Genomic DNA, 13,131 nt, shown 5'->3' with positions numbered 1-13,131 from the left:
AAAAATAAGAACTCATGAACCAAGAAAATACATTCATCAGACATTGTAACCTCATAGAATTACAGTATGGTATTGTAATTCCTCAAACCATCCAAAGCTATTTTGCCAAATTTTCTGATGAGTCAACAAATATTTACTATCAGGCACTTAAAAATGCTAATGATTTTAAAATATTCTACACAAAAGAATTCGTGGAATTTACTATCGTCCAATATACTGCTATCCATAATGATTTTGAAATTCTTCAAAGTATCCTGAATGAAGGAAATTATGAATACTCTTTGCTTGAAAAGCAATTTATTTCAGACAGTATTGATATTTCCTTTTTGAATCAGTGTTGTAATAAATTTGAAACCATTCCTTTTTATATTGGAATTTATACTTTTGAAAGCTGCGGTGGTGAAGAATTTTTAATAATTAATGGTGATAAAAAAGGATATATTGTTGCCCGTTCTCATGATGACACTGAAAAAATTAAAGTTGGTAATACCCTCATTAAATACCAAAAAATAGATTTTATCAAAAAACTATTGCTTGAATAATTAAAATGACCATCCAAGACCTCAAAAATAAAAACCTCCTCCTCTTCGAAGCTATCTCCGGAAGCCGCGCTTTCGGGCTGGCCACTGAAACTTCGGATACGGATATCCGTGGAGTATATTATTTACCAAAGAAAGATTTCTTTGGGCTGAACTACATTCCACAGATTTCCAATGAGACGAATGATATTACTTATTATGAAATCGGGAGGTTTGTGGAACTGTTGCAAAAGAATAATCCTAATATTCTGGAGGTTTTGGCAAGTCCTGAGGATTGTATTCTGTACACACATCCGTTGATGGATCTGCTGAAATCAGAAGATTTTCTCTCCAAACTATGCAAAGATACCTTTGCCGGATATGCTGTTTCCCAGATTAAAAAGGCTAAAGGTCTTCATAAAAAGATCTTAAATCCTATCGATAAAGAGAGAAAATCTATTCTTGACTTCTGCTTCATCCTGGACGGTCAAGGTTCTGTTTCTCTGAAAAAATGGCTTTCGGAGCATGGGAAAGTTCAGGAAAAATGCGGATTGACGGCTATTGATCATACCAAAGGAATGTTTGCATTATTCTATGATGATTCGCAGACACTAGGTTATAAGGGAATTATCCAACATGAAGAAGCCAACCAGGTTTCTGTATCTTCTGTTCCAAAAGATAAAAGACCGGAAGCTTATCTGTTCTCTAATCTGGATGCCTACTCCACCTACTGCAAAGATTACAGGGAATATTGGAAATGGGTAGAAGAACGCAATGAAGACCGATACAACGTCAACCAAACGCATGGACAAAACTATGACAGCAAAAATATGATGCATACCATCCGTTTGCTGCAGTCATGCGAACAGATTTTTAGGAATCATTCGCTCCAAATCCGTGTAAACAACAGAGATGAATTACTGGATATTAAAGCCGGAAACTGGTCTTATGAGGCTATCGTAGAAAAAGCAGAAAACCTTATTGAATCTATTGAGCATCATCATTCCCTTTCCCTTCTTCCTGAATCACCTGATCTGGAAAAAACAACCAAGATCCTGGTTCAGATAAGAGAACAATTATATGGGAAATCATAAGCAATGAGCAATAAATAATGAGTAATGAATAGTGGGAAGCTACAACAGCGGTCGCCCACTCTCATACTCTCATACTCTCATACTCTCATACTCTCATACTCTCCCACACTCAGACCCTCAAACTTACTTCTTCTTCGAAGCCTTTGCTATTTTGTTATAATCTAGACAGATCTGCATCCAATATTCAAAATCTTCAGGTTTCTGAAAGCCGATGGGTTCAACATAACAGTATTCTTTTAGCTGTTTTCCTCTCATAATCATAGGAAGAAAGCCTGTTTTCTCCGCAACTTCGTCTTCCCTTTCGGGATTGTAGCGGCACATCAGATTGTCGTGACTGATGTTGATACACATTTTATCATTCACCAGAAATGCCAGCCCACCGAACATTTTCTTTTCCTCAATCTTACTATCGTTTACATTGGCCAACCATTCGCGAACCCTGTCTGCCAGTTCAATATTATAAGCCATGATGATTCTATTTTATAGTAAAGATAAGGATTACTACCATTCCTTTGACGGGCTCATTACAGTTAAAAATAAAATTTTATTTAAATTAATTATTGTTTTACGATAATTAATTATACATTTGCAATACTAATTAATGATCGTGATATGAATCAGACCAAAATTATTTCCAGAATTTTATTTTATATCTGCTCCATTTTGTCTGCGGGATATTTAATAACAGCATTGTATGCTCTGCTATGTCTTACCACAGGGTTCTCGGTAACGCCTTATGGTAATGGTCAATATTTACATATTCATTATCCGTTTACCCAACAACCCTTTCTGAATATAGAAGATAATTATCCTTATATCATTTTTTCGTTTATGTTGGTCCTAATTCCTTATGGGATCTTTTTCTGGCTATCAGCAAAGGTTTTCAAGGTATTTTTCCAGCCTAAACTTTTTACAAAAGAACATATAAAACAACTTAAGAGATTTTACCTTTTTAATATTTTCATCCCGCTTCCTCTGGTTATCGTCGCGAGTTTCTTTGTGGAAGTAGAAAGTATCATCTGGGGACTGGTGTTTATTCACTTTATGCTTGGAATTTTCTGTCTGTTTCTTGCGAATATCTTTAAGCAAGGGCTACATTTGCAAAACGAACAAGACCTAATTATATAACATGCCAATTATAGTCAACTTAGATGTGATGCTAGCCAAACGAAAAATGCAGAGTAAAGAATTGGCAGAAAAACTGGGAATTACTCCTGTTAACCTCTCTATCCTCAAAACCGGAAAAGCTAAGGGCGTACGTTTCGATACTCTGGAAGCCATCTGCAAAATCCTGGAATGCCAGCCCGGAGATATTCTGGAGTATAAAGAATAAGAATTCAAGGTTCAAGGTTTAAAGTTCATCGTTTAAGGTTATCATCCTTTCAATCGTTTGGTGTTTGAAAGCTGAAAGTCTTTCCCATTGTTCTTTATTTTGGAACCTCTAAGTCTCTTATCTCTTCGTCTATTATCCATCCATCTCATTAAACAGCAGTAGTCCTCAACCGGATTACCTACTCTCCTATTCCCCCAACTCAATATTATGAATACCTTATCCATTAACAACCTTACTCTTACGTATAAAAATAGTTTTCAAGCCATTGACAACATTTCTCTGGAAATCAACAACGGAATGTTTGGACTTTTAGGTCCGAATGGAGCCGGCAAATCATCCCTGATGAAAACCATTGTAGGATTGCAGAAACCCAGCTCAGGAAACATTTTTTTTAATGACGTTGATATCGTTAAAAATCCTGAATTCATCAAACAAAACTTAGGATTTCTCCCTCAGGATTTTGGAGTTTATCCCAAAATTTCTGCGTATGATCTTTTAGAACATATTGCTGTGCTGAAAGGAATTACAGACAGTAAACATCGTAAAAAACAGATTCTCGATCTGCTTGAAAAAGTGAATCTTTTAGATGTTCAAAAGAAGGAAGTTCATACTTTCTCCGGTGGAATGAAGCAACGTTTTGGTGTAGCTCAGGCATTATTAGGAAATCCAAAGATTATTATTGTAGATGAACCTACAGCGGGCTTAGATCCTGAAGAGCGAAACCGTTTCAATATTCTCCTGAATGATATTAGCCAGGATATCATTGTTATTCTTTCCACTCATTTGGTGGAAGATGTAAGGAATTTATGCTCAGAAATTGCGGTGATGAATCATGGGAAAATCCTTAGAAAAGGTGACCCCAAGCTATTAATGGCAGAATTGGAACACAAAATATGGTCCCGTTCTATTGATAACAATGATCTGGAAAACTATTACTCCCATTACGAAGTCATCAGCAGACAATTGATAGAGAGAAATCATCATATCACCATATTTTCCGAAGAAACTCCTGAAGATTTCAATGCAGTAAATCCTTTACTGGAGCACTTTTACTTTTATACTTTAACGCAAAAACCTTAGCCATGAATGCCATCTTTTCTTTTGAAGTCAGACGCAATACCAAGCACTGGCTAACTTATCTTATTATCCTAATTCTTGTATTCCTCGGTATTTTCTGTGGGAATCAGTTCAACCTTTCTGTGGGAGAAGGAATCTATTTAAACGCTCCTTACACTATTGGATTTATGACCGGAATGCTGAGTCTTTCCGCCATTTTTTTTGCCACAATTTATGCTTTACAGCTTTTATTTAAAGAGCAGGATTCCCGGTTTGATGTAGTTCTGTTTTCATTTCCACTTTCAAAACAAACTTACCTGAATGGAAAATTATCGGCCTACTTTCTGCAGACATTTTTAAGCTTTTCAATTCTGATGCTTGGTTTTATCATTGGCCAAAGCTCACGTACCGGAAGTGAAATGCAGGAAGGATTTAATCTATTTCACTACCTCTACCCTTTGTTGATATTCGGATTGGTGAATACACTTTTGGTGTGCAGTTTTCTTTTTTTAATAGCTTTTATATTCAGGAAAAAACTATTGGTCGTCATTGGCGGGCTGTTATTATATGTTTTTTACATGGTTATTTTATTATTTTCCAATTCACCATTCATGGCAGGAGCTATGCCACAATCATTGGAAGCCCAGCAAATTTCAGCCCTACTTGATCCTTTTGGATTATCTTCTTATTTTCTGGATGCAAAATTACTTACTGCTGAACAAAAAAACATACAGATTGTACCCATCACAGGCTATTTACTCTTCAACAGGATTTTCTGTCTTTTGATATCTATAAGCTTACTATGGTTGAGTTTAAAACAATTTTCATTCTCTAATATTTCAAAACAAAAAGTAAAAAAAACAGCCTTAAAAACAGATTCTCCGCCAAAGATCTTCAAATCCGAATATACTTCAGTACAGACCGGATATGGAAGAATTCCTTCTATACACTCCCTATTATCCTTTGCAAAAATAGATCTGATCTATCTCTTCAAAAGCGTAACTGTTCCTGCAATTTCAATTCTCTTAGTATTTGCTGTGGGTATGGAAATGTATGCTGAAATTGAAAAAGGAATCCGCCTGCCACAGAAATATGCCAGCTCAGGACTTATGGCAACTACCATCTCTGAAAACTTTCATTTACTCGGGTTACTGATCGCTGCCTATTTTCTTAATGATCTGTATTGGAGATCGAAATCATCCGGATTTTTACTCATTGAAAACAGTACTTTTCTCTCAAAGAATAAACTGGCTGGGCATTTTATTTCCATCAGTATTTTGCTGTTCTTCTTTACAGCAATTTTAATTGGGGAAGGAATTATTTTTCAGATTGCTTATCAGTACTTTCATATCGATTGGAGTGCCTATCTCGCTGTTTTTCTTTTCAATACTTTTCCAGTGATCTTATTTTCAGGATTTGCTTTGTTAATCAACAGCAGCATTCCGAACAAATTTATTGCGCTGGGAATTACCATTCTTGCTGTTTTCCTACTTGCAGGCCCTGTTTCCGATAAGCTTCTTTCCTATCCTGTTTTAAGAATATTTTCAGACTTTAAAGGGAGTTACAGTGATTTCAACGGCTATGGAATTTATGAAAAAGCATTTGGACAAAGACTTTTATTTGGAGCTGGAATAATAGCTTTATTATGGCTGATTAATGGCTATATTAAGTTTAAAAAAGTTTCTGTTCTTCAATCTGTATTCACTGTTATCCTACTTATTTCAGGTGTTTTAGCTGGAAGCTATTTCATGAAAGGGCATATTCCTAAAGATGCTGAAAAAGAGATGTTCAATTCTGTTCAATATGAAAAGGATTTTCGTAAGTATGAAAACCTTCCACAGCCTGATATAACAGATATTAAAACTGAAATTAAGCTGTATCCTTCACAAAACGCCTATGAAATCACCGGTCATTATACCCTCAAAAACCAAACAAGTCAGCCCATTGATAAAGTTCTTGTCAATTTTAATGCTGATCTGAAGCTGGAAAAAGCGATTTTAAAGTCTACTTCTGAAACAATTACTATCACTGGAAATACATCCGAAATTTCATTAAAAAAAGCTTTAAAACCTAATGACACAGCTATTCTTGACTTCAAAATATCCTATCAATGGTTTGCCGTAAACGGACATCAGTCTTTTAATGCCATTATTGAGAACGGTTCTTTTATGAGAATCAGCAGATATTATCCAATTATTGGCTACCAGAAAGATTATGAAATTCAGGATCAGGATGTACGCAATCAATATCAATTGGGTAAATTAAGAACAATGAAGAAACCGGAAGCTCCGGAAGTACTCAAAAAAGATTTTATCAATCTTGATATGACCGTTTCCACCGAAGAACATCAAACCGCTGTAGGAACCGGTGATCTGATAAAGAAATGGACACAATCAGACCGGAATTATTTTCAGTATCAAGCCAAAAATATTCCTTTCCGTTTTGCTGTTTCTTCTGCGGAATATGAGCTAAAAAGCCTCAATTATAAAGGCATTGCTATCCATATTTTTTATCATAAAAATCATTTTGAAAATGTAGATCATCTTTTGAAAAACGTTCAGCTTACTTTGGATTATTGTCAGCAGAATTTTGGGAAATATCCATTCAAAACCATCAATTTTGCAGAAATATCGTCTTTTACCAGAGGTTTTGCAGCAACGGCCTATCCTTCTGCTATTTTTATGCCTGAAGACATGGTTTTTCACGCCAATATTCATGCGGATCAGAAGCAGGATGTAATTAATGAACTGGCAGGGCATGAACTCTCCCATCTTTGGTGGGGAAACAGTCAGATTAACCCCGATGACCGGGAAGGTTCCGTAATGCTCACAGAAACCCTTGCCATGTACACCGAAATGATGCTCTATAAAAAAATGCACGGAAAAGCAAAAATGATGGAAAGACTAAAGGTTCACCAACAAATCTACGATAACGAAAAAGGCTTATCCGAAGACCTTCCTATTTACAGGGCAACCGGAGATGTTTCTCATATCTCCTATTCCAAAGGAGCTGTTGCTATGGTGAAATTGAGTGAATTAGTTGGCGAAAACAAAGTAAATGCTGCCCTGAAGAGTTTCTTAGACAATAACCCATATCCTAAGAAACCAAGTTCTATAGATCTGCTTCAGGAATTCTATAAAGTATCTCCCAATGATGCTGTCCGAAAACAGATTGACGGATTATTTAAAAATCCTTGATTGTTTATCATTGAGTGTAAAATACTTCTTCAACTAAAAAGATGATTTTATTTGTTTGCATTTTTTGAATTTATTAAAGTTTTTTAATAAACTTTATCACTTATATGCCTCCTTTTTCAAAATATGTGTTTTCTTTTTTCCTTCTGTAAAACGTTTATCAATGTATGGACATTTCCAAAAATATTTACTACCATCAAAAGTAATTATTCCAAAATCTTTGGTTTCTTCCAAAAATACTTGATTTTCAGTATTATCAAGTGCTATCGAAAAATTCAAATGTATAGCTGCTTCTTTCTTTTCCTTTATTTCTAATTTATAAAATTCATATAGTTGGAATCCTGTCGCCTTATAGGTAACAGAATCTTTTGAGATTTCTAATGTAATTTCATGAATATCTCTCCAGTCTTCACTATCTTCATTTAGGCTTAATGAATATTTACCATACCAATTTTTAGAAATGGAATTAACTTGTAAATTCAAATTATCCTCTTTTGAAGTTTTGTTATATACCATAGAGTTTAACTCATCAATACTTATCACAATTTCTTCTCCTTCTTTGATTTTTTTTTCTCCTATATATTCCCATCTTTTTTTAACATCATCAAATAGATAATATTTTTTGATAAATGGAAAAATGTAATCATTTTTTTTTATGTATTGGGGAGCAGTATATTCGGCTAGCTTGTAATAATCATTAATATGAGGTTCCAATTTCTTTTTTATCAACAAATTTATTTGTCGCAATTGTTCATTTGTAGCCCCTTCCTCAATCATAATATTATTTTTACTATCATAATTTTTCCATTCTTCCTGAAGTTCTTTATTCTTTGCAAGAAAAATAACAGAAAATTCTCCCATTTTGGAGTTTCTATAAAAATATGTTGGATAAGTATTATTAGGATCTAATTCGTAAGAACTAAAAAAATTTTTATCCAAAAAATTTGGAAGTCCATCATTAATACCTAAAGGCTTTGATTGTTCATCATTTTTATTTTGCCCATTACATGCTGCTAAGCAAAAAGTGATTAAAATTGATAGTATGATTTTAATATTTTTCATAAAGTGTTTCCTTTGTTATCAAATTTAGATTTCATATAATTCTCAGGGTTTATTCTATTTTTAAGCTTACATTTATTCCCTCCGCTATAAATTTCATAATCAGTTCCAGCCTCTACATGGACGTGTCTATGTTGTACTTCTATGTGCATAGCATTACCTGTACTTCCTGACAGACCAATAATTTCATTATGCTTTACCTTTTGACCAACTTTAACATTTATCTTTGATAAATGGGCGTAAAAAGCATATACTGTTTTACCATCTTTATCTTTTGATTTAATTGTAACAGTGTTACCATAGCTAGTAGAAGATTCATAACCTTTTACTCTATCATTTTGTGGCAATTCTGAGCGGGTGTGAATTACCTCTCCACACATCATAGAATGAACTTCTGTTCCAACAATCGCAAGAATGTCTGTTCCTGTATGAAAATATTTTGAACCATCTGAACGTGTTCTTTGTGCTTTATGATAACGGTTATGATTTTTATTACCACTTTGATCATTAACTTTAGGATTAATAACTACGTCTGCATATTCAAAACATTGTGAACAATCTTTTGCACATTTCCCATTAAAGGATCTTTCTTCTTTATTTACACCACAACTGAATTGATTTTCTTTTACACCTAATCCTCTATTATAAACCTCTTGAGCTGCTGCTGCAACTTCCCAAACATAGGTATTTCCATCTGGATCTGTCGCTTTTTTATATTTTATTTGTTTTCCCTTTTTGTTTGTTTTATATGCCCATTCCCATTCACCTTTTTCTTTAAAGAATAATGGATTATTTCTATATGCTGCTCCATGCAAAACTACATAATCTTTTTCGGAACCATGTCCACACGCACTTGGATATAAAACAGCCAAATATAGGTCTGTTAGTGTTTTGTACTTCGCTTTATTAGATACTAAATGTTTCTGTACATAGTCCATTTGCTCTATAAAAGACATTTTGATCAATTGATCTTGTGTAGTTTTTATCGTTTTAGCAGCTTCTTTTCCAAATTGAATTAATCCAACATATCCAACACCATTATCAATAGAGGGCCTAAAAGTTTCAATTGTTTCCAATGCCATTACTGTCATTAACCAATTAGGATCGACATTCAGATTTTTGGCAACCTCAATAACCTTTTTTCTTTCATTACAATCAATTTTTTTACCCCAGACTAGATCATATTGCTGACAAACACAACTAGTAGCAACTTTCCCTTGCTTCGGTTCTTTCACCATCGTTGCACTATCCCCACTCTCCACCTTTGTAGGCTCAGCATCTGCACTCACAGATATAACGACAGAGTTTACGGAAGTATCATTATGGATCACTTCTATAAAATAATCCTGTTTTGCGCTATCACTACCGCCATCATTGCCTTCGATAAACATTTTTTTTGTTAAAACAATCCAGATGAAATTTTTGTCGTAAAGCAATTCATAATCTTTCTCAAAAATCGGATCATTAGTCCATTTGATATTGTCTTCCTCCCATATTTTCACCTTCACTTTTTTATTCTTCATATCCTTTGCGGTAATCTTCATGAATACGGTTGTCCCTACTTTCGAGGAATGAAGTCTATTTCCAGCTTTATCCACAAATTCAGCACTCAAGATCTTTCCTTGGGGGTCATCAGCCTTTTTTCCGCCTGTGGTTACGGGGAATTTTGGAGAATCTGACTTGGGTCTGTGTTTCTCCGGAGCCGGCGTCGTTTTAGACTTTGCTGGTGAAGAGGTATGCCCTTTAGGAACCTCTCTTTTTCTTGGAGGTTCTGTATTATGAGTAGGGTTAACGACATTAATATTAGGACTTGCTTTTTGTATATGTTTGCTAACTACATCAGCCGTTACATAATATTCATGGGTTGCTCCCTCGCTTTTATCGCCTGATGCAGTGCGTGCATTGGCTATCATTACTGCCATTGTGTAAAAAGGCAGTCTGAAAACAGCTTCTGCCATTCCTTTCTCATTTACTCTGCTAAGAACAGGTACAGGGTTTATTTTATTCAAAGCATTTACTGTAGGATTGTGTCCTTCTCCCTGAGCATCATCTTCCCAAAGGGTAAATGCAATATTCATCTCGAACATTTCTACACAATATGCCCTTGCAATAATGGTGTCTTTATAGCTTAACTTTTTACCTTTTGGAATAGGTTTATAATTGGCATCCAAAAGTTCTACTCTGGTTATTTTGGGTTCTTTAGCCCGCTGCGGATGGATAATAAGTTCTCCTTCATCATCTCCCTGATGTACCGTAATTTTTATCCCTTTATGGAGTAAGCTTTTCTGCCCGAAAATATAAGGAACCATTTGACCTTCTTTATCGCTTCCTCCTTTTCTCCAGCCTGTTTTAGTTTGCACCATAACTTCCCAATGCGTTTTGGAGACCTGCAAAGGATTTTTAATAAGCTTTAAGGGATTTAGCCAGTCATTGACCGAGGAAACAGAATACATTTCCTGTTTTCCTATCACAGGCTTGTCGTTTCCGATGATTGTTAATTTTCCCATATTTGTGTTTGTGTATTTATTCGCAGATATTTAAATCTTCTTCCTGTTCATCCTGAAATTCCTTGTAGTAAAGCAGTGGATTGATATTCTGTTGTTCTTTGGGATCTGCATTCCTGATATTCTGCCGGGTCATCTCCGCAGTTTGCCCATGATCTTTAATCGTAATTTTCCCACCTGTTGCACACATAAGCTCAGATAGCTCTGTGATACAACTTTTGTTCATAACCTTTACTTTCTCATAAGGCTTCCGCCATTTTCCTGCAGGAGCAAAAGCACAAGGTAAATAACCACCGGAACTTGGTTTCAGCTTGCACTGCCCAAAGCTGGGACCAGATGGGGTAAACTGTAAATCATCTTCTGTAACAGCTAAATAATCAGCTTGTCCTTCTTTGTTATTCCAATAATGCTTTTGGTGTGAGGTGACTTTGAACTGAGGAAACTGATTCCCTTGATTACACTGGGCTTTTCCTTTTTGGATCACGAAATATTTACCATCGTGAGGGGAAGTATTTTCTGACATCTTATTGTGATTTTGGTGTTTTTTTAAATGTAATAATGATCCGTAATTCTTTCTAATAAAAAATCCTCTCTTCCCATTCCTTCATTTCCGAAACATTGAAATTTTGCTTCAATTTTATTCAATGACCAATTTTCCCTGTTAAAAATATATTCAGCAAAATGTTCACAGTCTATAGCCTTCTCAGTTATTTCAGCTTGGTCATTAAATCCTGTATCTGCCATGTATAAATCTTCTTGGCTTCGATGGTCAGAAGAAATCCCATTTTGCTGGATTTTCACGCTTTCATCATCTACACTATCTTTAGGCAATAGTGTATTTTGAAATTTAAACCTTATCGGCAGAGCATCAAAAATCCAAGGATAGAAATCATAATAAACGTCTGAACTCGTCCAGCTTCCTAATTGGGTTCTATAAAAGATCCCAAACATAAAAGAGCTCAACAATGAGTTTTTAAACTTTTGAAAAATGAGTTCAGGATTACCTGCGATATCTTTCATTTTTTCAATATAATCAGAAGAATATGGATCCGGGATAAAATTCTTGATGGAATCTAATTCAGAAAGAAGGTCTTCTGTTTTCTTTGTCAGTACTATATCAACAATTTTTCCGTCAACATCTATAATATATTGGATTGGATAGAAGACTTCTATACTCATTTTAGCAAGAATACCAGCTTTGGAATCCGGAACATCCTCATTTTTTCTGAAATCAAATACTGAAAAGAGAAAATGATAATGGCTATTTTTAATTCCTTCAAAATCTAATCTTACTTTGTTTTCATATTTTGCAATAATTATATCATCGGAATAGGCAGTCTGGGTAATTTGATAAGTCCCCTCCAAAAGTTTAAAATCAAAGGGAAATCTTCCTCTAGCAGGAAAATCATAAAGACTTTTGTTCTCTTCTCTTATTTTCTTATTGATCTCTCGGGTTTCCTTTGATGATGGAATATACAATTTCATTCCGGGAACAATTTCATCCTCGAAACGTTCGGACAAAGAGCAATTTTGATGATGGTAATCCCTTAAATACTCAGGGTTTTCAACCTGTACCTCATGACAAAGGTCAACAAGGGATTGTCCTTCTTTTACATAATAAATTATCATTTGGATCTGTGTTTTTATCATACAATAATAAGTAAAATCAGTCAAAAAAATATAGGTATTTTCCCCATACTTTGAATTATTATTTCTTTGTTAGACTGAAATTGACTTTGATATATGAATAGTATTTTTCAAACTGAACCTCTTCATTAAAAAACATCTATCCATCAACAAAAGAATATAGATCTTTCAATAATTTTTAATTCTTTAATAAAAATATTTTCACAGCGTTGTAACAAAATAAAAATTACTTCAACAAATTAATTGATATATCAATAATTGATAAATCATTTTAATCTGAAAGTATGGAAAAATTAAATTCAATTATATTCTACAACATAGATAAAGCCATCAGAGCCTATAGAAACTATGCACAACGCCAACTGAAAGCCCGTGGTTTTACCATCACTATCGATCAGTGGTTGATCATCAAAGCAATTCTGGAAAACCCGGGAATTACCCAAAATGAAATTGGTGACCTTGTTTTTAAGGACAATGCTTCTGTGACGAGAATTATTGATTTAATGGTAAAATCCGAATATATCAAAAGGCAAATTCATCCTGATGACCGTAGAAAAACAGATCTGGAAGTAACAGATTCCGGAAAAAAGGTCATCAAAGAGGTTCAAAATATTGTTGAGAACAACCGTGAGGTTGCTTTGAAAGGAGTCTCCAAGGATGAGCTTGAAATGATGTATTCTGCTTTACTCAAAATTTCAGAAAACTGTCTCACCCCTAAAAAATAAA

The 13,131-nt window shown here is 34.6% G+C and carries 12 protein-coding genes; 7 read left to right on the top strand and 5 right to left on the bottom strand.

What is annotated here, in order from left to right; genetic code table 11:
• Window positions 1-14 precede the first annotated feature (14 nt).
• Together CHSO_RS07770 and CHSO_RS07765 are read left to right on the top strand one after the other, a co-directional pair.
• Window positions 15-542 carry a hypothetical protein gene (locus tag CHSO_RS07770; RefSeq protein WP_045494486.1) on the top strand — a complete coding sequence of 176 codons (528 nt, stop codon included), beginning with the start codon at window positions 15-17 and terminating at the stop codon, window positions 540-542.
• A 5-nt stretch (window positions 543-547) separates the two neighbouring features.
• Window positions 548-1,612, top strand: coding sequence for a DNA polymerase beta superfamily protein (locus tag CHSO_RS07765; protein ID WP_045494484.1), 1,065 nt, complete (start codon window positions 548-550; stop codon window positions 1,610-1,612).
• Between the two features lie 123 nt (window positions 1,613-1,735).
• On the opposite strand, the gene CHSO_RS07760 is transcribed toward CHSO_RS07765, so the two are convergent.
• Window positions 1,736-2,080 carry a TfoX/Sxy family protein gene (locus CHSO_RS07760; RefSeq protein WP_045494481.1) on the bottom strand — a complete coding sequence of 115 codons (345 nt, stop codon included), beginning with the start codon at window positions 2,078-2,080 and terminating at the stop codon, window positions 1,736-1,738.
• Window positions 2,081-2,224: 144 nt separating this feature from the next.
• Between CHSO_RS07760 and CHSO_RS07755 the strand changes: the two genes are divergently transcribed.
• The 4 genes from CHSO_RS07755 to CHSO_RS07735 all read left to right on the top strand — a co-directional run bounded on the left by CHSO_RS07755 (window position 2,225) and on the right by CHSO_RS07735 (window position 7,198).
• Entirely contained in the window at window positions 2,225-2,740 is a 516-nt protein-coding gene (locus tag CHSO_RS07755) for a DUF2975 domain-containing protein (RefSeq protein ID WP_045494478.1), read from the top strand.
• 1 nt (window position 2,741) lies between these two features.
• Window positions 2,742-2,945, top strand: a complete 204-nt coding sequence (locus CHSO_RS07750) for a helix-turn-helix domain-containing protein (RefSeq protein ID WP_045494476.1) — start codon at window positions 2,742-2,744, stop codon at window positions 2,943-2,945.
• 207 nt (window positions 2,946-3,152) lie between these two features.
• The gene (locus CHSO_RS07740; protein WP_045494470.1) at window positions 3,153-4,025 is read left to right on the top strand and encodes an ABC transporter ATP-binding protein; all 873 of its coding nucleotides are present in this window, start codon (window positions 3,153-3,155) and stop codon (window positions 4,023-4,025) included.
• Window positions 4,026-4,027: 2 nt separating this feature from the next.
• Window positions 4,028-7,198, top strand: a complete 3,171-nt coding sequence (locus CHSO_RS07735) for an ABC transporter permease/M1 family aminopeptidase (RefSeq protein WP_045494467.1) — start codon at window positions 4,028-4,030, stop codon at window positions 7,196-7,198.
• 96 nt (window positions 7,199-7,294) lie between these two features.
• Here CHSO_RS07735 and CHSO_RS07730 read toward each other — a convergent pair whose 3' ends face one another.
• Genes CHSO_RS07730 through CHSO_RS07715 form a run of 4 tightly spaced genes read right to left on the bottom strand, consistent with a single transcriptional unit; the run spans window position 7,295 to window position 12,387 of the window.
• The gene (locus CHSO_RS07730; protein WP_045494464.1) at window positions 7,295-8,257 is read right to left on the bottom strand and encodes a hypothetical protein; all 963 of its coding nucleotides are present in this window, start codon (window positions 8,255-8,257) and stop codon (window positions 7,295-7,297) included.
• Window positions 8,254-10,761: a M23 family metallopeptidase gene (locus CHSO_RS26495; RefSeq protein ID WP_052480527.1), complete on the bottom strand. Its 2,508-nt coding sequence runs from the start codon at window positions 10,759-10,761 to the stop codon at window positions 8,254-8,256. The genes CHSO_RS07730 and CHSO_RS26495 overlap by 4 nt, the downstream gene beginning before the upstream one ends.
• Before the next feature lie 16 nt (window positions 10,762-10,777).
• Window positions 10,778-11,281 carry a DUF4280 domain-containing protein gene (locus CHSO_RS07720; RefSeq protein WP_052480526.1) on the bottom strand — a complete coding sequence of 168 codons (504 nt, stop codon included), beginning with the start codon at window positions 11,279-11,281 and terminating at the stop codon, window positions 10,778-10,780.
• Between the two features lie 23 nt (window positions 11,282-11,304).
• Entirely contained in the window at window positions 11,305-12,387 is a 1,083-nt protein-coding gene (locus tag CHSO_RS07715; RefSeq protein WP_144428876.1) for a hypothetical protein, read from the bottom strand.
• 302 nt (window positions 12,388-12,689) lie between these two features.
• Here CHSO_RS07715 and CHSO_RS07710 point away from each other — a divergent pair, with 302 nt between their 5' ends.
• Entirely contained in the window at window positions 12,690-13,130 is a 441-nt protein-coding gene (locus tag CHSO_RS07710; RefSeq protein ID WP_045494458.1) for a MarR family winged helix-turn-helix transcriptional regulator, read from the top strand.
• Window position 13,131 lies beyond the last annotated feature (1 nt).

The sequence above is a fragment of the Chryseobacterium sp. StRB126 genome, assembly GCF_000829375.1.
In the GTDB taxonomy this organism is placed as follows: Bacteria; Bacteroidota; Bacteroidia; order Flavobacteriales; family Weeksellaceae; genus Chryseobacterium.
The sequence above is the reverse complement of the archived record's forward strand: the minus strand, read 5'-3'. Positions and strand labels throughout refer to the sequence as shown.